The organism is Pseudomonas sp. E102 (genome assembly GCF_052660185.1).
On record NZ_CP084025.1, the window covers coordinates 4,220,270 to 4,241,189 of the forward strand.

At 60.6% G+C, this 20,920-nt stretch carries 15 protein-coding genes; 9 read left to right on the forward strand and 6 right to left on the reverse strand.

Annotated features, from left to right (window positions below):
• The first annotated feature begins 30 nt into the window (after window positions 1-30).
• The gene (locus DOCECA_RS19230; protein WP_230148745.1) at window positions 31-627 is read left to right on the forward strand and encodes a MarC family protein; all 597 of its coding nucleotides are present in this window, start codon (window positions 31-33) and stop codon (window positions 625-627) included.
• 18 nt (window positions 628-645) lie between these two features.
• Here the strand turns inward: DOCECA_RS19230 and DOCECA_RS19235 are convergent, their stop codons facing one another.
• Complete coding sequence (locus DOCECA_RS19235) at window positions 646-1,275, reverse strand: hypothetical protein (RefSeq protein ID WP_445570937.1); 630 nt, start codon at window positions 1,273-1,275, stop codon at window positions 646-648.
• Window positions 1,276-1,692: 417 nt separating this feature from the next.
• Here DOCECA_RS19235 and DOCECA_RS19240 point away from each other — a divergent pair, with 417 nt between their 5' ends.
• Window positions 1,693-2,355: a hypothetical protein gene (locus DOCECA_RS19240; protein WP_445570938.1), complete on the forward strand. Its 663-nt coding sequence runs from the start codon at window positions 1,693-1,695 to the stop codon at window positions 2,353-2,355.
• Window positions 2,356-2,455: 100 nt separating this feature from the next.
• Here the strand turns inward: DOCECA_RS19240 and DOCECA_RS19245 are convergent, their stop codons facing one another.
• The 5 genes from DOCECA_RS19245 to cobG form a co-directional block, all read right to left on the reverse strand.
• Window positions 2,456-9,529, reverse strand: coding sequence for a TcdA/TcdB pore-forming domain-containing protein (locus DOCECA_RS19245; RefSeq protein ID WP_445570939.1), 7,074 nt, complete (start codon window positions 9,527-9,529; stop codon window positions 2,456-2,458).
• A 337-nt stretch (window positions 9,530-9,866) separates the two neighbouring features.
• Window positions 9,867-11,567: a precorrin-3B C(17)-methyltransferase gene (gene cobJ / locus DOCECA_RS19250; RefSeq protein WP_445570940.1), complete on the reverse strand. Its 1,701-nt coding sequence runs from the start codon at window positions 11,565-11,567 to the stop codon at window positions 9,867-9,869.
• Window positions 11,564-12,295, reverse strand: a complete 732-nt coding sequence (locus DOCECA_RS19255) for a precorrin-2 C(20)-methyltransferase (RefSeq protein WP_445572179.1) — start codon at window positions 12,293-12,295, stop codon at window positions 11,564-11,566. Before DOCECA_RS19255 ends, cobJ begins: the two co-directional genes overlap by 4 nt.
• Entirely contained in the window at window positions 12,295-12,921 is a 627-nt protein-coding gene (locus DOCECA_RS19260; protein ID WP_445570941.1) for a precorrin-8X methylmutase, read from the reverse strand. Before DOCECA_RS19260 ends, DOCECA_RS19255 begins: the two co-directional genes overlap by 1 nt.
• Window positions 12,914-14,233 (reverse strand): precorrin-3B synthase, encoded by a 1,320-nt coding sequence (cobG, locus tag DOCECA_RS19265; protein WP_445570942.1) that lies wholly within the window; start codon window positions 14,231-14,233, stop codon window positions 12,914-12,916. The genes DOCECA_RS19260 and cobG overlap by 8 nt, the downstream gene beginning before the upstream one ends.
• A gap of 360 nt (window positions 14,234-14,593) precedes the next feature.
• Here cobG and cbiE point away from each other — a divergent pair, with 360 nt between their 5' ends.
• From cbiE to DOCECA_RS19300, 7 genes are all read left to right on the forward strand, one after another.
• Window positions 14,594-15,805 carry a precorrin-6y C5,15-methyltransferase (decarboxylating) subunit CbiE gene (gene cbiE / locus DOCECA_RS19270; RefSeq protein WP_434607996.1) on the forward strand — a complete coding sequence of 404 codons (1,212 nt, stop codon included), beginning with the start codon at window positions 14,594-14,596 and terminating at the stop codon, window positions 15,803-15,805.
• Window positions 15,798-16,895: a cobalt-precorrin-5B (C(1))-methyltransferase gene (locus tag DOCECA_RS19275; RefSeq protein ID WP_434560883.1), complete on the forward strand. Its 1,098-nt coding sequence runs from the start codon at window positions 15,798-15,800 to the stop codon at window positions 16,893-16,895. The genes cbiE and DOCECA_RS19275 overlap by 8 nt, the downstream gene beginning before the upstream one ends.
• 11 nt (window positions 16,896-16,906) lie before the next feature.
• A complete protein-coding gene (locus DOCECA_RS19280) occupies window positions 16,907-17,623 on the forward strand; it encodes a cobalt-precorrin-6A reductase (RefSeq protein WP_434675812.1) in 717 nt (238 codons plus the stop codon).
• A gap of 179 nt (window positions 17,624-17,802) precedes the next feature.
• Window positions 17,803-18,201: a DUF2946 domain-containing protein gene (locus DOCECA_RS19285; protein WP_434607998.1), complete on the forward strand. Its 399-nt coding sequence runs from the start codon at window positions 17,803-17,805 to the stop codon at window positions 18,199-18,201.
• A gap of 45 nt (window positions 18,202-18,246) precedes the next feature.
• The gene (locus DOCECA_RS19290) at window positions 18,247-18,726 is read left to right on the forward strand and encodes a copper chaperone PCu(A)C (protein ID WP_434560885.1); all 480 of its coding nucleotides are present in this window, start codon (window positions 18,247-18,249) and stop codon (window positions 18,724-18,726) included.
• Window positions 18,727-18,738: 12 nt separating this feature from the next.
• Window positions 18,739-19,179, forward strand: a complete 441-nt coding sequence (locus tag DOCECA_RS19295; RefSeq protein WP_434560887.1) for a DUF2946 domain-containing protein — start codon at window positions 18,739-18,741, stop codon at window positions 19,177-19,179.
• Between the two features lie 241 nt (window positions 19,180-19,420).
• Complete coding sequence (locus DOCECA_RS19300) at window positions 19,421-20,800, forward strand: PepSY-associated TM helix domain-containing protein (protein ID WP_434649074.1); 1,380 nt, start codon at window positions 19,421-19,423, stop codon at window positions 20,798-20,800.
• Window positions 20,801-20,920: the final 120 nt, after the last annotated feature.

Below are 20,920 nucleotides of genomic sequence, written 5' to 3' on the forward strand. Positions count from 1 at the left end.
CGTCGTCTTCCTCTGTCACGAGCCTTGACCATGCTCCATGTGCTGTTCAGCGTTTACCTGAAAATGTTGGTGCTCTACAGCCCCTTTTTCGTGCTGTCGTGTTTTATCAGCCTGACACGCGGCTATTCCCGCAAGGAACAGCGTCGCCTGGCCTGGAAAGTCGCGACCGCAACGCTGGTTTCCAGCGTGTTGCTGTATTTGTTTGGCAGGGTGATCTTCAGCGTGTTCGGCATCACGGTGGATGCGTTCCGTATCGGCGCCGGCAGCGTCTTGTTCATTTCGGCCTTGGGCATGGCCCAGGGCAAGTCGGCGGTACAAACCGATAATGTTCAGCAGGACGTGACCATCGTCCCGCTGACCATTCCGTTGACCGTCGGCCCCGGCACCATCGGCGCCCTGCTGGTGATGGGCGTAAGCCAGCCGCACTGGGACGACAAGCTCATGGCGATCATCAGCATCGCCCTGGCCAGCTTCACCGTCGGCGTGGTGCTCTACCTGTCCAGCCGCATCGAGCGAATCCTCGGCGACCAGGGCTTGCAGATTGTCAGCCGGCTGATGGGGTTGTTTGTCTGTGCGCTGGCGGCCCAGATCATTTTTACCGGGGTGAGAGGCTATCTGGTGCCGTGACCTTGGCCGAGAAAGGAATTAGCTGCTCTTGCGGCGGCTGAAGCGTTTACTAAGAACTTCCCTGCGATGCTTGCCCAAATACCCTTCAATATCGTTCCTGAGTGCCTCGTAACGTTCCGGGTTGAAGGTCACGAACGATTTGCCCCGGAAGATATCCCGTGCCGACGCACGCCAGTTCACGAAAAGAACGCCACCGTTACTTGAGGAGCCGGTCTGTTTTATCGAACTGGAGGATGCGATGAGAATACCGTTGGGTAACTGCTCACAAGGAAGGACAGACAGGCGCGCACCATCGGCGGACTTGACTTGGGTATTGAATAGGTCAATGGTCTCCTTGTCCTGCTTCAAACCATCAATTGTCGTACTGACCACCGCACCAAGTACCGTTGCCGCCGGTAGGCTGGCTTTCACGCCATCGATAACTCCTTTGACGATGTCGCTGATGACATTGTCCATATCCACCTGTAGCGAATTTTCGGAATAGCGCGAGTAGCCGTCATCGGCCACAAAGCAGCCAAGATCCTGCAAGCATCGAATGAAAGCCTCATACCAGCCATGAGTATTCTTGCCGCCAGGCACCTCATAGTTGGCCTCCATGATTGACATGGTGATCAGGTTCTCCATGATCGCCATGTTATTGAGCGACATATTATTGCCATAACCCAAAAGTGCATCCCGAGCATCAAGGCATCCATTTCCTTGTTGGGATTATCCTGCACTGTCTGCATAACGGACCTGCGCGTACGCCGCCCGGTATCAACCAACGCCTTCCGCCTATTGATGCGAGCACTCACCAACTCCAAACTTTGCGCAACGCTAACGACACTATCAAACTTTTCCATACTACTTTCCTTTTTTAATGACTGACCGCTCCTGCGGACAAAAAACAATCTAAACCACGCACAACCAAACTCACAATCAAAAAGCAAATACGATATATGTCGCACCACCCCTACCACCGCCAAAAACATATTTAGACGACAACTATCATTCCTACCTTTATAAACACTCTGCGATAGTAGCCCTTCAACTAACCCACCCTCTCTAATGAAGGAAATTTTTGTCATGGCCGACAAACCATTAACCGGACTCGTAACGGGCCCGAATCTGTTCTCATATATCGGGGCACTTTCCCTACAAGACCACGACGACATTGCAGACTGCACCAATATAGCCACCCTATCGGCCGACCTCGGCTATCTCCGTCACGCCAACCCCCGCGATTGGTTTGGCGAATATGTCAACACACTGAATTTTCTCGGCTGGGGGCTTTATGACGGGTCTATCATCGAAAGCACACAACACTCTTTATCCGGTTCCGTGGCAGAGTTCCTGGTACGAAGCGCCGACGCCATGCGTGATTCACGGCAAGCGAATGCGATGATCGATACATTGGACACCTTCAAGGCCAACAGTCCTGCCCTGTTATCGTTCGATACGGAAACGCTCCAGGGCGAGTCATTTCAAATCGTCCCGGCCCGGTACGACTCACAAGGCAACCTGCATATCGCTCTGTTTAAGCTCGAACTGAGCGTAAATGTAAAAAGAAGCAGTTTTTTGTTCTGGAACTGGGAAAACCGCACTGCCCGAGTGATCCAACGCAAAGCGTACTTGAGACTTGACAGAAGCACGCTGGACACACGAAGGGAATTAATCCGGAAGAAACTTGACGAGCAAGTCATGAGACGATTTTCCCTACGAAGCAATCGCCGCATAAGCGGCCAGTAACGGAACTCAAGGGGGCGCTATCCGTTTAGCGCCCATTAAAAAGGGCTGCTAATGGATCACATGCGCAGCCCTTCTTCTTACCGCTCGATTTAGCCAGGGATCAACCCGCCAAATCGACTTCCCTCGCCGCCGATGTTTCCAGCAACTCCTTTAGCGTGATGCTCTGGCTACCCGACAAAGCGCCCACCTGCGTCACCCATGTCGAAACGGCATAGTAACGAGCCCCGTCGAAACTGAACCGCACATTGCCACGCAAGCTGACATCGGTGGCAAACACCTCACGACAAATCACACTGCGTCCGCTGTTCGGATCAAAAATCACCAGGTGTTCATCGACAATGCTCAACTGTAGTTGCTCAGGCTCCTTGAGGTCCCAGACCAACGTGCCGGGAACGGTTGCCTTGTCGGGCAACGAAGGCCGGCAGTCAAGGATGACCGACTGGACTTGCCACCAGATGGACGGTGGAAGTCGGTAAGTCACCGCACCTTCGCCCATGCGCAGGACCAAGGTTGTGACATCGTCTGGAAGCAGCGCGGGCAGATCATCAACCTTCGTTTCGGCGCTCTGGACAACCAGCACCTCGCCCTCACGCTGAACATAGCTGAGCGGTCCCGCATCCCCTTCGCGGGGGTATGTCAGCAGTTTCCCATCCTTGTTTTCGCGAAGTAACACGTTGGTCTGGTGCTGGGTTCCAAGCACCTCGAATCCTTGCGCGAAGGTAACCCTGGGCACCCGGATCATGCGCCCGGTATCGGCGACGAACCACGCCAGGCCATCAGGCACTTCCACCGTCAACAGGGCGCTATGGGCGACGGACCTCGCCAATCGCTCAAGCGCTTCTTGCTCTCGCCCGCCCTGGGTGACCACCCACTCACGGGTGACTCCGGTGAGCAAAGCGTGTCCAGGATCTCGCAGCATGATCACCAGGCCCTCCTCGGTGACACCACGCAATCCCGGTCCGTCGACCGTCAGGTTGACGAACTTCCAGGGCGCCCACTCACGTTTCGCAGGAGCCAACACGTCAGCCTGGAGCAACTGCGAACCTTGACCGAACGCGCGCTCCACCTGTTCATGATCGATCAGGGCCTGGCGAAGGACCTCGCCATTGGACATATCGAACAACCAGGCCGCCTCGCCATCCGGGGTGACGTTCAAAAGACGAAGGACGGTCGCGTGCTCCGGTTTAGCCAGCAGCAGCCTGTTGTCGATGTACCAGGCGTACAACCTCGTCTTGCCGTCGGGAGCGACCAGCCCCAGAAGGTCGAAACGATCTTTGTTTTGCTTGCGGGCGAGTGACTCCAGGGCAGGCCACCAATGCTGTTGTTTCTGCGGCGGCGCCTTGAACCAATGTTCGTTTATGCCCCCAAACCGAAGGTCTCCCTGGCGGGTCAGGTTGAAGAACAAGCCGTCGGTCCTCATGGCCGCGTACCCGTTGTCCGTGGCGACGAAATCCTCGACGCTCCCCCTCTGCTGCCATCTATCGGACCAAACTGCTTTGCCATCGACGAGGGTGCGCTGGCGACGACACAGCGTCTGGTATTGGCGGTCGAAAATCATGAATGCATCGATTTCGTCTGCCAGGCTCAACAGGGTCAGCTCGGTCCCGTCCTTGATCGTGTCACGCCAGCCGCGGTAATGCTTGGGTGGCGGCACGGGACGAATGATCAGGTTATCGCTCCAGCGCACCCACGCCATATCCCTGTCTGCATCGTCCAGCTTCCAACAGATCGATACAAAGGGAGCCGGTTGCCAGGTGACAGTTTCGAAGGTGTGCATCCCTCCGAACGACGACGAATATTCAAAACCATCCGTAAGCACTTGCGACCAGTCGCGAAGGGTTTCGCTGCTCCCCAGAAGTGCTTCCAGATTGGGGTCCAAACCTCGTGTGATCGAAGTCAGCAGCAGTCTCTCATCCTGGATGACATAAGCCAGAACATCGGTGCTGCCATCCTTGCGGGTAATCTGCTGCACGATATGGATGATCCCCTGTGCGTCTGCCTCGACACTCTTGATCACCGCCTTTACGCTTATTGAACCCCACAACCAATAGTGTCGGATCAACAGCCCTGTCTTAGCGTCGACTTGCCAGATCCTCACATCCTTCGTGTCATAGAACCAGGCACAACCATTTACCACCGCCCCAAGCGATGTCGGTTCGTCACCTATGATTTCATTGCGCATGTAGAGGAAACGGTCCTCTTTCGAGTCGTACCAAGCCGTAACGTGTCGCGGGGGTTTCGGGTCTTCGAACGGAATCAGGTATTGACGAACCGGCGTGTACGGTGCCGTCAGCCGGTGCTGTTGGTTCAAGGCCTTGAAATGTTCCTGCAGTGCCTGCTGACCCTGGCACTCCGGCACCACTTCCAGGACAACATTGAGCTGGCGAGAGCCTCGGTCTACCTGGAACACTTTTCCTTGGGCGGTCCGCAACAAAACCTCATGGCGCCCAGTTGCAGTGAATGTCACCTCAACGTCACCAATGGCCAGACTTTCCGTGGATGGAAACTTGATATCGCTTTCCTCGGCCCAGGGAGCGTCCAGTATCCAGGTCGAATGACCTGGTTGCGTTGTACCGAGAGCCAGCTTCACACCTGGGTTGATCAGCACCGCACACCGCTTGCCGGCGCCCTGGATGCGATAAGTGATCAATTTGTGCCAGATCGGCGGAAGCTCGGGGATCACCAGCGAACGATCGGTATCATCCAGCACTACATCGATCGTGGTTGAACTATAGTCCGGCTCGAAAAGACGATGGAGGATGTAGTCACTGGGAAACGAATAAAAGGAAAAAAGGAACAGCCATTCGCCGTTCGCCTTTCTTTTCTCCAGGCGTCGCGCCGTGTCGAAACCGGTGTCATGGCGCCAATTCGCAAAAGGCAGAGCCTTGTATTCGTAGCGGTAACAGGTCTGCGGAATGCACGGCAAGACGATGGCTTGGCCGGCGGCCGGCGTGAAGCTGACTCGAGACGGCAAGTCCAGCTCCCCGCGGATATCGATCGGCTGGCCGCGGTCGGTCGAAAACGATGGCACGCCAAAATGATCGTTCAAGGGATACAGCTTGGGACTGCCCAGGTTCAGGGTTCCCTCGGCCAGATTCACGGCGTCGATGATCAGCGACGGGCGTGGCTTCCAGGCGCCATGAGCCGCATCGAGCCGATAGGCGTTCAAATGGGCTTTTGCCACCTCATCGAAAAACAACCCGACCTGCTTGGCTTCCTCGGCAATAATGGCAAACCCTTGGGCTAGTGCGGCGACTCCGACGCCCAGCCCCGCCAGCAACACGGAAGCGCTGCCGAGGAACGCCCCGGTCGTGGCGCCAGCCATCAGGGCTCCCGCCGACAATGCAAGGCCACCCGAATCGAAAGCCAGTTGGGTGCCAAACTGCGCGCGTTCAACATCGTTATGCGCGGTCGCTAATTGGTAGATGTCGAACCCGACATTCGCCAGTTGCAGCAACCCCCCCGTCGCTTCGCTCATAGTGGCGCCCACGGAGGCCTTGACCACCGGCGCAACGGTGCTAGCGATCAGTTTCTCTTCATCCAACGCTTTGCGAACCAGGCCGACCAGCCCGGCGACGTCGGCCACAGTGCCATGGACCATTTGCGCGTAATTGACATAGGCATGCAATCGCACCGCCAGGGTGAGGGGACGGTCGGCCCCTTCCCGTCCCCTCAGCGCGTTCATCAACGCCTGGATGGCGAAACCGGCGTTCAACGTATGAACGCCGCCCACCGCATGGGCATCGTCCGTGGCGGTGGGCTGGTTGGCCAACGTCGAGAAACGTTCCGAAAGGTGGTTTTTTATGCGCAGGAGACGATGGTCATCGGTCTTGATCTGTACCGGATGCCCTGGATCGGCCGGATCGACCATGGTTATCCGGTACGTCCCGTCCGGATCACCCTCCAGAGTGTCGAACAGCGGTACGAGGCTTGAGGCAGACTCACTCGTCTGTTGCAAACGCGTTGTCGCGTCAGCGATCTGTTGCGCCCACCAATGGCCATCCAAGGCCAGCAAGCAGCTGCCAAGTCGCGGATTGTCCTGGAGCGATTGTCCCCGGGCGCTGGCGATCCGCGTCCTGACAGAGCGTTGCGACTGGCCTCGTAAGGCGTCGGGTTGCAACAACTGCGAAACCCGTACCGTATTGGGTAATACCTCCTTTGCCACCCGGCTGCCATCCAGCTCGATCAAGTCAAACGAAGGACGAGTCTCTTCGCCATATGCGCCGTACTGGGCGGCCATCCCCTGGGTGATAAAAAATTCTTCCAGCGCCTTCGTAAAACCCGTGGCGTCCTGATAATCGAACACGCCAAAATTCGGATCGTAGAAGTGGTAGGTTTCGTGTCCGCCTTCGATAGTCTTTGCGGCAAGCATGACGTGATTATCTGAATTGAGCATCAATGTACTGGCCGTCTTGCTCTGCAGAATATGCACGACCTCACCCAGATCAGCGCGTTCGAGGGCATTACCCACGTTGTCCACTTTCATCTCACGCAACGATTCCAGGCTGCTCATGAAATCAGGCGAGTCCCCCTCGTCAGATGCCGCGATCGCCAGCTCGAATCGATTACACAGGGTCCGAATGGCATCCGCCCCCTGAGAAAAAGCAGCCGCCATGGCCAGGGACAATGGGTAGCAACGCCCAGCTACGCGATCACCCGGGCCCTGGAACAGTAGGTCCTGTGGTACGGACCTGAAAGCGTTCGGGTCAACGGCAAACAGAACAGTGTTCAACCGCCTGACTATCTGGCTCCGGTATTCATGCATCGCCGCCTGCTGGACGCGCTCTACGTATTGACCCCACTGACGTAACGTCAACGGCTTTTCGAGCAGGGACCTCCTCAGCCCCAACGCGGTTTCGTCATGCCGGGGAGCACCGTTCACCGCACTTTCAATCCCTGCCAGGAACGCCGGGGCCTGATGCGCATATAACGCGCGCTCGATTGCTGTGTAACGGTTCAGGGTTCCGGGTTTCTTGAAATCATTGAGCAGGTTTTCCAACTGCGGGCGAGCCGCGTCGAAACTGGCATTGTCCAGCCTCTTCAAACCGATCAATGCCCCAACCTGAACGCGTTGCAGCGGTCCCAACTGGAGAACGTCAAGATGCCCGCCAGCCATCTCGTTCAAGAGTTGCCCAATGGATAACGGTTGCACCCGCTGTTCGCGCGGTGGCGCTGGCATGAGTTTTCCGTTGCTTTGGGCACGAATGGATTGGCGGTCATCGAACCCCAGGGGAATGACCTCATCGAATACCACCTCACCGGTGTGGCCCTGACTCATCGCGGTGATGAAGGGCTCACCCAACTCATCGGCGAGTGGCTGTAGCACGTCGGTGGAAAGCACATGGCGCCCCTCGATCAACGGCCAGCCTTCCTCGAACTCGATACTGTATGGCTTGAGCAGTTCCGCCAGGTTCGCGGTGTAGCGGGCTTGCATCCGGCCTTCCGTCCAGCGAGCTCTTTCGGCTGCGAACCAGGCGTCCATGTCTTCGATGTTTTCCTTCCATGAATGGTCCTGCTCTTCCTCCGTATTGTTGTTGAAACCCGTCTTCAACCGAATGGATTTGCGTAGCGCTTGAGCCCCATGTGGCGTGAGAAATCTGCTCCCATACTCCATCAGCCCCGCCCGCACAGCGCCCGGCCCCGTCAGGAATATCGAACCCTGGGCCTGGGGACGTAAACCGTCACTGAAATAGTCCATTATTGCCACGCGAAGCCTCAAGGCATGGTTATCTTCAGTGCTGACCTTTTCCTCGACGATATCGAATTCAACCTTGAGGACTCGCTCCGCAAGATTCAAGATGCGGTTGGCCTCATGGAAATCGATATTATTTTTGCGGGCTTCGCGCTCAACAGCGAGCAGTGCCTGATGATGAATCTCGAAGCGCTCGATAATGGCATTGACCGCAGCCGACCCCGGATGGCTGACAATCAAGGCATTGGATTCCCCCCCTTCGATTTGGGCCAGGCGCAAACTGTCGGCACGCGCGCGGTCATCCGTGAACGGAGCAAACACTTGCTTCAACGACGGGGTAGTTTTTGCAAATTGTTCCAACGCCCCGCGATGCTCTTCAGGGATGGCAGCGGTGTAGTCCTTGTATCGATCGGCCAGCGCCTGGCGACCCGGCATCCAATCGGGATTATTGTTGAGCAACAACTGCAACGCGCCCAGCCGTGGATGCTTCTCCAGACGGTTGATATCAACGCCCGCCACGCCTTGGACAAAGGGCGGCAAGAAGTCCACATCGCTGTAGATACCACCTTCGTCATGCACAACCAGCATCCGCACAATGTCCGAGGCTGCCGCGAGGTTACCGCGCAAGGACATTTCACGATGATAAAAATCCCTCAGACGAGGGAAAGCCTGAAGCTCACGGACGTCGCGCAGTTGCATGCCTTCGTCGCTCAAACCGTGCATGACATGAGCGTTCTTATTCTTCAGTGCGCGCAGAACACTTTCATCGCGTTCATATCCGCGAACCAACAAGTCGATGCGTGCTTCGTCCGCACGCTTACCCCGTTTGATAGCTCGGTCAATGTGCATTGACATCTGGCGCTTCAACGCCGTCACTCTCATCTCGTAGCGAGTGGCCAGATCATCGCCAGACGCCGCCGACTGCTCTTCGCCACCCCATGTATCAGCCTTCGCCGCCTCAACGATAATGCGCGTAGTTTCGTGTACCAATAGCCCATCCGGGTCATGCCAGACATTCACGGTGAAATCTTTGGGCATTACCTGTTTCCACAGGCGAAGGTAATCCAGCTGAATGTCGCCCAAGCCTCCGCCAAGCCAAACAAAATGCAGTTTTCGTGGCACTTCGCTGACGGGTTGTTTCATTAACTCAATACGGTTGGACAGGCGCGTTTCGTAACTTTCTACCCTGCGGTGACTACGCCTCAGGCCCATATCCTCGCTGGCCGGGTCCGAAGACGATTCTGACGCACGCCTACGCCTGCTTTGCCCCTGAAGCGACTCCAAGGTTCTTTTCAGCAACGCCAAAGGCGTTAGCATTTCAGGCGTATCTCGCGTTTTGACACAGCTGTCATAGTATCTAAGCGCTGCGTCGTATCCTTCGGTACCTGTATAAGGCGTCAATATTCGCTCTAGCGCATCGCGCGCCACCAACTTGTCGAAAGTGGCGTAATCCCTCACGGGTGAATCCTTGAATCGTTTCATAAAACGGCAATTCCATTTGATATAACAGCCCGACGGGGCGGGCATTGTTTTAATCGAGCACTTCCCTGCACTCGCGCATACTTTTAATAAACAATAGAACAATTCACATTTGACGACACAAACATAACCGTCACCCGGGCGAACCTCAACCAATCGCTCCGTCAATCATCATTCAAGATAAAACCATTAAACAGTTACACTTCACCGCGAGGCAGCCGAATACCGTCAAACAACACCTGACAACTATCCTGAATTAACTCGCCTCAACTAATCGGTCGAGACTCAAAAAAAGTAGGGTAACTTAAAGACAGCGACCCGAACGGGCCGCCAGATTTATTCAGAGCGGTTTATCGCCGTACCACCGTGGGGTGTAGACCCAGTTTCCACCCTCGGCACGAGGGAAGACACAGGTCGTGGAAGAACCCACGAGCACCATCGTGCGCATATCGACCTGCTCCGGGGTCAACTGCCCCAGTGTCGTAACACGCAATGTCTGGCCGGGACGGCCTATGTCGCGCCCCAAGACCACCGGAGTATCCGGTGCGCGGTGTTCTGCCAAGATCTCAAGCGCACGGCCCAGTTGCCATGGGCGAGAACGGGAAATCGGATTGTAGAACGCCAGGGCCAGGTCGGCTTCCGCCGCCAGGGCCAGGCGCTTCTCGATAATTGACCAGGGCTTGAGGTTGTCCGACAGCGACATCACGCAGAAATCGTGCCCCAGCGGCGCGCCGGCCTGGGCGGCGGTGGCCAGGGAGGCCGACACGCCCGGCAGGATTTGCAAGTCGACGTTATGCCAGCCCGGGTCACTGGATTCATGCAACGCTTCGAGCACCGCCGCCGCCATGGCGAATACGCCAGGGTCGCCCGAAGACACCACCACCACCGATCGCCCCTGGGCAGCCAGTTCAAAGGCGTGCCGGGCGCGCTGCATCTCTTCACGATTGTCGGTGCAATGCTGCACCTGGTCGGCACGGAAAGGGCCGGCCATGCGCACATAGGTTTCATACCCCAGCACGTCGGTGGCGCGGTCAAGTTCGGCGCGCACGGCCGGCACCATCAGCTCGGCCGCGCCAGGGCCAAGACCGATCACCGCCAGACGTCCGCGCGCGCGGCCGATCCGTTGCGGATCGACGGGTTGTGCGGCCACGGCAATGGCGATATTGCCCGTGGTCTGAATCGATACCGGCTGCCCCAAGGCACCGGTCAGCCACTGCGCGACGCTGCCGTCGGGCGCGGCGAATCGCAGCGGTACGCCCAAGGCCGAAGCGGCTTGCTGCAATTGCGGGCGCGCCATGTCGCTGTCCGCCGCCAACAGGCAGGCCAGTGACTGCATTGCAAGCCCCGCCTGGGCCAGCGCTTGGACAATGGCGGTGGAATCGTCTGACGCGCCGGCGCTCACCGCGATCACGACGTTGCGCGGATAGATGCGCAACTCATCCGCCGCCGGCACGCCCGCGGCACTGTCGACACGAATCGCCAGCCGCGCCTGTGCATTCTGTGGCAACTGCGCCTGGTCCAGCCACGGCGCCGAGCCCTCGATCCGCACCGGCTCACCGGCCAACAGGTCGGACACGAAGCGCTTGCCTTGCTCCAGGTCGCCAAGGCTGTAGCCGCCTGGCGGATTAAGCAGGCATGTGCCGAAACGCAATTCGCCGCTGGTGGTGATGGCCGGCGCGACTTGGAGCGCCCCGGCAATCTCGCGGGCCATGACGTTCACGCCACCCAGGCCGCCCAGTAACGGCACCACGGCGCTGCCATCCTCGGCCACCGCGAGCACCGGCGGCTCGACGCCCTTCTCCAGCAACAGCGGCGCCAGCGTGCGGATGACAATGCCAGCCGCGCATAGCGCGATGATCGGCGAATCCTCCTGATAGAGCTGGCGCAACGTCGCGCCAAACTCGGCGTATGGCCGATCGCTACCCTCGACCCGGCCCGCCAGGCCATGGATCAAAGCCTCGGGATAACGCTGCTGGATTCGCCGGGCCGTTGCCAGGCTGCCGGTGCCGAGAATGACAATGGCAGGAGCTTTTGCCGTCATCCCTGCCACCGTTCGCCAGGGACGATGATCAGCGAGAAATACGGCGAGGACATCGGCTCGACTTCATCCAGCGGGACGATTTTCTGGTTGGCCATGGTAGCTCGCTCCACATACAACGCCCGCCCATCCAGATCCAGCTCCTGCAACACCTGTCGAACCTTGGGGAAGTTGCGTCCCAGCTTCATGATGACCGCCGCGTCGGCGTCGGCCAGCCGGCGCTTGAGTTCCTCGTGGGGCAATACCCCCGAAAGCACCGACAAGCTCTGGTTGCGATAGACCAGCGGCGCGCCGAGCACCGAGGCACCACCGAGCATCGAGCACACGCCCGGGATGACTTCGGCGACATAACGCTCGGCCAGCCGATCGTGCAGGTACATGTAGGAGCCGTAGAAGAACGGGTCGCCCTCGCAGATGACCGCCACGTCGCGACCGGCGTGCAGGTGTACGGCCAACTGTTCGGCGGCGGTGTCGTAGAAGTCGGCGATCACCTCTTCATAGGACAGCGGCGCTGGCAGCACCTCGGTGGTGACTGGATAGACCAGCGGCAGCAACGTTTGCGCGTCCTGCAAATGGGCCTCGATGATGCCGAAAGCGTTGCCCTTCTTGCCCTTGGCGACGAAGTACGCCACCACGGGCGATTCGCGCAGCAGGCGCAAGGCTTTGACCGTGATCAGTTCGGGGTCACCGGGCCCTACGCCGAGGCCGATCAGGCGTCCAGGCTGCTGCATCATTCCACCTCCGTGGCGAGGGCGTTGACGGCGGCGGCGGCCATGGCGCTGCCGCCGAGCCGCCCTTGCATGATCACGAACGGCACGCCCCGGCTGTTGGCCGCCAGCGCCGCCTTGGATTCGGCGGCGCCGACAAACCCCACCGGAAAGCCGAGGATCAGGGCCGGTTTGAGCGCCCCGGCGTCGAGCATTTCCAGCAGGTAGAAGAGTGCCGTTGGAGCATTGCCGATGACCACGACGCTGCCTTCCAGGTGTGGACGCCACAGCTCAAGGGCCGCCGCCGAGCGGGTGTTGCCCAGCTCCAGGGCCAACGCCGGCACGCGCTCGTCGCGCAAGGTGCAGATCACCGGATTGTTAGCCGGCAGGCGAGCCCGCGTCACGCCCTCGGAAACCATCCGCGCGTCGCACAGGATCGGCGCGCCGGCCGCCAGCGCCTGGCGACCGGCCGTGCCCGCGCCCTCGGAAAACTGCAGGCCATCGACCGCCTCGACCATGCCGCAAGCGTGGATCACCCGCACCGCGAGTTTTTCCAGATCGGCCGGTATGCGCGCCAGGTTGGCCTCGGCGCGGATGATCGCGAAGGAGTTGCGATAGATCTCCTGACCGTCGCGGATGTAATCAAGCATCAAGGGGGCTCCGGGGATGAGCGTCGAGCCAGTGGTCGAGCGCTTCGATAGTCAGATTATGCGCCTGCAACGCGCCGAAACCCGGCAGCGTCGCATCGCGAAAATACAGGTCATAACGACCGGGGGCGACCGCCAACAAGGTGACGGGCGCGATATGGGCCGCCGCGCAGGAACGCGGGCAACCGGACAAATGAATGCTCAGCGCCTGGCCACGGCGGTGCAGCCGCTCCGCCAATTGGTGAGCGTCGGCCTTGGTGTCGGCCATGGCCTTGGCGCAGCCACTGGACCCGGTGCACGCGATGAGCTGCGCCAGGGGCTGATCGACCGAAACCAACAGGCCCAGCGCCTGAAGCCGCGCCAGTACACCGGCGGCGTTATCGGCGCGAACGTTAGGCAGCAACAGGCTTTGCCAAGGGGTGAAACGAAGGCTGCCGTCGCCCTTCTCCCGCGCCAGCCGCGCCGCGCCGCGCAGCATGGCGGCATCGAGCCGGCCCAGGGGAACCGCGGCGCCAACGAAAACGCCCTCGTCTTGCTGGGGATGAATACCGATGTGCAAGCCATCAGTCGAAGCAACCCGCCGCCAATCCGGGCAGGGTTGCAGCGGTACCCGGCGGGCCAAAAGCGTGACGAATTCATCCGCGGAGAGTTCAGCCAGCAACTCACGCATGCGGTTCTGGTCGGGGCGGGCCAGGTCGAGGAACAGCTCAAGTACCGCCACCACCAAGGCGTGCCCTTCGGCCAGGGGTACCCGTCCCGCCGGCTCGTCCAGCGGGACGCCAGCGAAGCCGAAGGCCAGCCAGGGCTCACCATCGCGTACCAACGCCGACAACCACAGGTCGTGGTGATGTTCCAGCATCGCCAGTGCTTCTGCACCGTCCAGTTGCACGGCGAACTTGGCCGACAGTTCATGGAAACGTTCGTGGGTTTGCAACGTAGTGAGGATCTGTTCGGCCAATGGGCGAGTGTCGATGAGCATCCGCCGATCGATGCCGGCCGAGGGGCTGAGCATGAGATTGCGCACGTCATCGCCGGCCGGATTGCGAGGGCCAAGCCCAGCAGCCAGCAAAGACTCGATCAGCGCGTCGCGCTCGGGGCCGATCCCACGAACTTGCAGGTTGGCTCGGTTGGTCGCCTCGATCACACCGCCGGCGAACCGCTCGGCCACCAATGCCACGGCCTCGGCCTGGTCCGCCTGGATCGAACCGCCATCGAGCTTGATCCGACAGATCCCACCGTCCAGCGCCTGGACGACACGCAGCAACCCGGGGCAACCCGAGGGGCGTATGACGTGGCGGGACGGACGTTCGTTCAAGTTATAACCGGCAAGTAGGAGCGCCGCATCGGCGAAAGGCCGCCATTATGCCTGCTTTGCCTGGGGTCATGAAAAGCTTGCTGGTCGGATTGCCGATCGTGCATACACAAATCCTGTATCCATCACACATCCCACTGTGGGAGCAATGCTGTTCAGTAAAGGCGAACACTTGGGAGCGAGCTTGCTCGCGATAGCGGTGTGCCTGAAAAAATGAGTGTTGAATGTGACGCCGGCATCGCGAGCAGGCTCGCTCCCACGAGGGATGGTCCACGCCTGATCCGCCAGGGCGCGGTATGATGGCGGCCCGGTTCGCGGACGCAACCAGTGCGCCGAACAACCCCATTTATTCGAGGAACAGAGATGACCCCCTGGCTGACTGTAGTGGGCATCGGTGAAGATGGCTTCAAGGGCCTGGGCCGAACGGCTCGCCATGCATTGCTGCGGGCGCCGCGGATTCTGGGCAGCGCTCGTCAGTTGGAACTGTTGCCACTGTGTATTCGCGGCGAAAGGGAGCTATGGCCCAGCCCGTTCTCCCTGGAGCCGCTGCTGGCTCGAAAGGGCGAAGCAGTGTGCGTGCTGGCCAGCGGCGATCCGATGTTCTATGGCGTGGGCGCCAGCCTGGCGAAACAAGTGCCGGGTGATCAGATGCTGGTCATCCCCGCGCCGTCCTCTTGTTCGCTGGCGGCGGCGCGCATGGGCTGGCCGCTGCAGGACGTGGTCCCGCTGTCGCTGGTGGCGCGCCCCCTGGCGGTGCTCAATGGGTATTTATCCACAGGCGTGAGGCTGTTGCTGCTGAGCAATGATCGCCACAGCCCCGGCGCGGTGGCGACCTTGCTGCGCGAGCGCGGCTTCGGCCCGAGCGCCATGACTGTGCTGGAGCATCTCGGCGGTGCGGCAGAACGCCGGATCGACGGTTGCGCCGCGCAATGGTCCGATGAAACCGTCGCCGACCTGAACCTGATCGCCATCGAATGCCGGGCCGAACCATCGACACAGCGCCTGTCACGCCTGGCCGGTTTGCCGGACACCGCGTTCGAACATGACGGCCAATTGACCAAGCGCGACGTGCGCGCCATCACCCTCGCCCGCCTCGCCCCCACGCCTGGTGAATTGCTGTGGGATGTCGGTGCCGGGAGCGGCTCCATCGGCATCGAATGGATGCGCACCCACCCCAGTTGCCGGGCCCTGGCCATCGAAGTCGACGAGGGCCGCCAAGGCTTGATCGAACGCAACCGCGACACACTCGGCGTGCCGGGCCTGCAATTGATTCGCGGCAGCGCCCCGCAAGCGTTGGAAAACCTGGAGCGGCCGGACGCGGTATTCATCGGCGGCGGCGTCACCCGCGAAGGCGTACTCGACACCTGCTGGGCCCACCTCAAGCCCGGCGGGCGGCTCGTCGCCAACGCCGTGACCCTGCAGAGCGAAATGACCCTCATGGGCTGGCGCGAACGCCATGGCGGTGAGCTGACCCGCATCCACATTGCCCAGGCGCAGCCGTTGGGTGAGTTCGACACCTGGCGCCAGGCGCTGCCGATTACCTTGCTGGACCTGACGAAGCCCCTCGATGCGTGACGAAACCGCCGAACAACCCGCCCCCCTGCGTAGCGGCCTGACCACCGGCAGTTGCGCCACCGCCACCAGCCTGGCGGCGGCCCGCTTGTTGTTGCGCGGCACCGAGGCCGACGCCGTGGAAATCGTCTTGCCCAAGGGCAAGCAGGTGCAGATGCGCCTGGAGTTCTGCCGATTGACCGAGCAAGGCGCCGAGGCCGGGACGATCAAGGACGCTGGCGATGACCCGGACGTAACCCACGGCGCCCTGCTGTTTTCCCAAGTGCGCTTGGTAGCCGAACCCGGCGTGCGCTTCGTCGCCGGTCGCGGCGTGGGCACGGTGACGCGACCGGGGCTGGTGCTGGGCGTCGGTGAGCCGGCAATCAACCCGGTGCCACGCCAGATGATCAACGATCACCTGGGCCGGCTGGCCGAGGAAAGCGGCTACGCCGGTGGCTTCGAAGTCACGGTCAATGTCGAGGGTGGCGAAGCCTTGGCGCTGAAAACCATGAACCCGCGACTGGGCATTCTCGGCGGCCTGTCGATCCTTGGCACCAGCGGCATCGTCCGGCCCTTTTCCTGCGCGGCCTACATCGCCTCGATCCACCAGGGCATCGATGTGGCGAAAACCAACGGCTACCTGCACATCGCCGCCTGCACCGGCAACGCCAGCGAAGACACCATGCGCCGGGTCTATAATCTGCCGGAAATCGCCCTGATCGAAATGGGCGATTTCGTCGGCGCCGTGCTCAAGCATGTGCGCAAGGTACCCGTGGAAAAACTCAGCCTCTGCGGCGGCTTTGGCAAGATCAGCAAACTTGCCGCCGGCCACATGGACCTGCACAGCCGCCATTCGAGCATCGACCTGCCACAACTGGCCGAATGGGCCGCCGCCCTCGGCGCCGATGAGGTTTTGCAACAGGGCATCCGGCAAGCCAATACCAGCCAGCAAGCCCTGGCAATGGCCAGCGCCGCCGGCATCGCCCTCGGCGATGCAGTGTGCGAGCACGCGCTGGCGTTCGCCCGCAGCGTGGTGCCGGCCCAGGTCCAGGTCGAAGTCTTCGCCATCGACCGTCAGGGTGGGATCGTCGGTCACGCGGGAGCCTTGTCATAAAGAGCCTTGAAATGAAACGCATCCTGCTCCTCGGTGGCGTCACCGAAGCCCTGGCCATCGCCCGCACGCTTGGCCCCCAGCACATCTACAGCTTGGCCGGCATCGGCCGCATCCCCACCGACCTGACCTGCCAGGTGCGCGTCGGCGGCTATGGCGGCGCCGCAGGATTGGCGCAATTCATCCGCGCCGAGGGCATCGACCTGCTGTTGGATGCAACTCACCCCTACGCCGCCCAAATCAGCCACAACGCCGCCCATGCGGCCCACGCCTGTGCCATCCCCTGCTGGGCCCTGCGCCGTCCGGCCTGGCAGCCCCGGGCCGGCGATGACTGGCGCGAAGTCGCCGACTGGGCCGAACTGATCCAAGCCCTGCGCCCCTTCCACCGGCCTCTGTTCACCCTTGGCCGAGAGCCGCTGCAACACATGCATGAAATCCCGCCAGAGCAATTCTGGACCTTGAGGGCGTTGGACGTTTACCCCGGCAATGAGCGCTGCGAAGTGATTGGAGCCCGGGGGCCGTTTCATATCGAGGGCGAGCGTGAGCTGTTCGAACGGCGGCGGATCGATGTGCTGGTGAGCAAGAACAGCGGCAGCACCGCGACTGAACCGAAGCTGGACGTGGCGCGGGAGCGAGGAGTGCCGGTATTGGTACTGAAGCGGCCAGTGTTGCCGGAGGTGGATCGGGAGTTTGGGACGGCGGATGAGGTGTTGCAGGGGCTGCGGCAGTAGGCCTGACAGAAACCTGCACAGTCCTACAAGCCTGTCCTGTCAGCACCACTCATCTGAAAATATTTTGCTACTGTTACTCAAAAGCCCTGCGACCCTACACCGCACGTGGCTTTTTTACTTCTGCCTCCCGATCAGGCTAAATACCGGCCACCTGATCGCCCAACCGAGCGGATTGCCCCATGTCCCGACAACGGCTTGCATTTGCCTGGATCGCCTGCTTCGCAGTGCTGTTCAACATGCTCGCCATGCCGCTTTCCAATGGCAGCGGTACGACCGCCGACACGCCAACCGAACAATTGCTCTGGGGCAGTTTCTGCTCTTCCGGCGGAACAAAACTGGTGGCGATTTCCCTGGGTAAGTTCGAACAGGGAACGCCGCGACAGGATCCTCACTCGACCATGCAGCATTGCTGGTGCTGCTCAGGCCCGGCGCCGTTGGTGGCGATTGCCGGGCACGCCCCGCAGTTGTATCTGGATGCGCAACTGGCCCATCGCAATGTCGTCCATTCGAAGCTCGACAGCCCCACGCCACGCCAACAATGGCCCAGTCTAAATCCCCGCGCCTCGCCTCTGGCCTGATTCTTCCGCACCCACCTGCGCCCTGAATCGTTCCGGAGAATTGCCATGTTGAACAGACTCATCCTGTTGGTCGCCCTGCTGCTTCCCGTTGGCTTCGCCCAAGCTCACCAGTACAAGGCCGGGGAGCTTGAGATCGCCCACCCGTGGTCCCAGGAATTGCCGCCCAATGCGCCGACCGTCGCCGGCTACTTCATTATCCACAACAGCGGCAGGTCCGAGGATAAACTGCTCAGTGTCGACTCACCCATCGCCGGCAAGGCCGAGCTCCATGAACATGTGATGCAAAACGACTTGATGAAAATGCAACCGGTGGACGGCATAGTTATCGCTCCAGGCGCAACGGTGACCTTCGCACCGATGGCGTACCACGTAATGCTGCTGGACCTGAAGGACCGTAGCCTGCTCAGCGACGGCAAACGTTTCCCCATGACCTTGCATTTCGAAAAGGCCGGGGATGTCACGGTGAACGTCACGGTGCAGAAAAAAGCCCCCGACGGCACCCAAACGCACATGCACGCCCAATAGACATAGCCGCCCATGCAACTTCGTCGCGCCAGCCTTTCCATGCACCGCCGTCAGCCATTGAGCCTGACCCGCGGTAGCTGGATCAGCCTGTTCGCCATGCTGATGATTTTTATCGGCCCGCTGGTTTCCCAGTCGATGCCGATGGATCAGCGCATGTCCATGTCCACGCCTGTATCCATAGGCATGGACATGGAGATGGGCATGGACATGTCGGCGCACGAAGCGCCAGCAGATGACGATTGCCCGCCCCAGAGCGACCATCATGCGCTGTGGGAGAAATGCGGTTATTGCAGCCTGCTGTTCAACTGCCCCGCGTTGCCTGGCGGCCACACGTTCACCGTCTTCGCCACACCGTTTACCCGCACCTACACGAGCCCTTTCCCGCGCCTGGGCCATGCCCGACCGGCGCTCTTCCCTGGCGCCCGCACCCGCGCACCGCCCCTCGACGCGTAAGCCTGACGCTTGCTCACCCGCATGCGGGACAGCCCAAGGCTGTCCTGCATGCGGGTATGAGCGCCTGACAGCTTGGCCGAAGCAAACATAAAAAACTGTGGGAGCGAGCCTGCTCGCGAAAGTGATGGTCATTCACATCATTGTTGGCTGGTCTGCTTTCGCGAGCAGGCTCGCTCCCACATCGATTGCATCGTTCAGCCCCCATTTGAAGAACCGAATTTGCCCTGCGGAGCGCTTTGCAATGAGCCTACCGAAACCGAACTTCTACAACCTGGCCTGGCGCTGGCATTTTTATGCCGGGCTGTTCGTGGCGCCGTTCATGGTCATGCTGGCCCTGACCGGCATCATTTACCTGTTCAAGCCGCAACTCGACCCATTGATGTACGGCAACCTGTTGAACGTACCGGCCGGGCATCACACCCTGGCAGCCGACGATCTGCTCAAGCAGGTCCGCCAGGCCTACCCCGAAGGCCAGGTCACGCAGTACCTGCCACCGGTCAGCGCCGAACGCAGCGCGCAATTCGTGGTGATCGACAAGGGCCACGAGCTGAACGTCTTCATCGACCCCTTCCGTGGCAACGTACTCGGCGAGCAGGATGCAAAAAACAATCTGCAAGCCATGGCCCGGGCGATCCATGGCGAGTTGCTGATCGGCACGGTGGGTGACCGCTTGGTGGAAATGGCCGCCGGCTGGGGCGTGGTGCTGGTGGTTTCCGGCCTGTACCTGTGGTGGCCGCGCGGGCAGTCGTCGGCCGGCGTCCTCTGGCCGCGCTGGAGCGCGCGCGGGCGGGTGTTCTGGCGTGACCTGCACGTCGTCGTCGGCTTCTGGGGCGCCGCGTTCCTGCTGGTGATGTTGCTCAGCGGCATGACCTGGACCGGCTTCTGGGGCAAGCAATACGCGGACCTCTGGAACCGCTTCCCGGCGGCGATGTGGAATGACGTGCCCAAGTCCGACGTCGAAGCCGGCAGCCTCAACAACGCTCACCGCCAGACCGTGCCATGGGCCATGGAGAACACGCCGATGCCGATGTCCGGCGACCATGCCGAACACATGGCCCACGGCGGCATGCACGAAGGCCCCGCCGCGCCAACCGTCAGCCTGCAGGCGGTGCAGGACATCGCCGCCGAACGCCAGGTCGAGCCCGGCTACAGCATCACCTTCCCAACGACCGCCTCGGGCGTGTTCACCATCGCCGTGTTCGCCGATGACCCGCGCAACGACGCGACTCTGCACGTGGACCAATACACCGGCAAGGTCCTGGCCGATGTGCGCTGGGAACATTACAGCGTCGTGGCCCGCGCCACCGAAACCGGCGTGATGCTGCACGAAGGCAAGATGTTCGGCCCGCTGAACCAGATCCTTGTGCTGCTGGTTTGCCTGATGATCCTGCTCAGCGCCGTGAGCGGCGTGGTGATCTGGTGGAAGCGCCGGCCCCTGGGCAAGTTCGGCGTCCCGCCGCTGCGCCACGACCTGCCGACGTGGAAGACCGGGGTGTTCATCATGCTGGCCCTGGCGGTGGTGTTCCCGCTGGTGGGGTTTTCGCTGGTGGTGGTGTGGTTGCTGGACCGGCTCCTCACACGCTTGAATCGTCAACCTGAGATCGTCTCATCTTCAAGCTGAAGACCGCGCGTTAACGAAAAGCGGCGCGAAACCTCTACAATCGCGCCCGCTTCCCAAAGGATGAATACCTTCCCCTGTAGGAGCGAGCCTGCTCGCGATCGCAATCGGTCAGTCGCATCT

Coding starts and splice junctions, on each gene's coding strand:
- DOCECA_RS19230 (WP_230148745.1), top strand. CDS start 31: ATGCTCCATGTGCTGTTCAGCGTTTACCTGAAAATGTTGGTGCTCTAC.
- DOCECA_RS19235 (WP_445570937.1), bottom strand. CDS start 1,275: ATGTCGCTCAATAACATGGCGATCATGGAGAACCTGATCACCATGTCA.
- DOCECA_RS19240 (WP_445570938.1), top strand. CDS start 1,693: ATGGCCGACAAACCATTAACCGGACTCGTAACGGGCCCGAATCTGTTC.
- DOCECA_RS19245 (WP_445570939.1), bottom strand. CDS start 9,529: ATGAAACGATTCAAGGATTCACCCGTGAGGGATTACGCCACTTTCGAC.
- cobJ (WP_445570940.1), bottom strand. CDS start 11,567: ATGACGGCAAAAGCTCCTGCCATTGTCATTCTCGGCACCGGCAGCCTG.
- DOCECA_RS19255 (WP_445572179.1), bottom strand. CDS start 12,295: ATGCAGCAGCCTGGACGCCTGATCGGCCTCGGCGTAGGGCCCGGTGAC.
- DOCECA_RS19260 (WP_445570941.1), bottom strand. CDS start 12,921: ATGCTTGATTACATCCGCGACGGTCAGGAGATCTATCGCAACTCCTTC.
- cbiE (WP_434607996.1), top strand. CDS start 14,594: ATGACCCCCTGGCTGACTGTAGTGGGCATCGGTGAAGATGGCTTCAAG.
- DOCECA_RS19275 (WP_434560883.1), top strand. CDS start 15,798: ATGCGTGACGAAACCGCCGAACAACCCGCCCCCCTGCGTAGCGGCCTG.
- DOCECA_RS19280 (WP_434675812.1), top strand. CDS start 16,907: ATGAAACGCATCCTGCTCCTCGGTGGCGTCACCGAAGCCCTGGCCATC.
- DOCECA_RS19285 (WP_434607998.1), top strand. CDS start 17,803: ATGTCCCGACAACGGCTTGCATTTGCCTGGATCGCCTGCTTCGCAGTG.
- DOCECA_RS19290 (WP_434560885.1), top strand. CDS start 18,247: ATGTTGAACAGACTCATCCTGTTGGTCGCCCTGCTGCTTCCCGTTGGC.
- DOCECA_RS19295 (WP_434560887.1), top strand. CDS start 18,739: ATGCAACTTCGTCGCGCCAGCCTTTCCATGCACCGCCGTCAGCCATTG.
- DOCECA_RS19300 (WP_434649074.1), top strand. CDS start 19,421: ATGAGCCTACCGAAACCGAACTTCTACAACCTGGCCTGGCGCTGGCAT.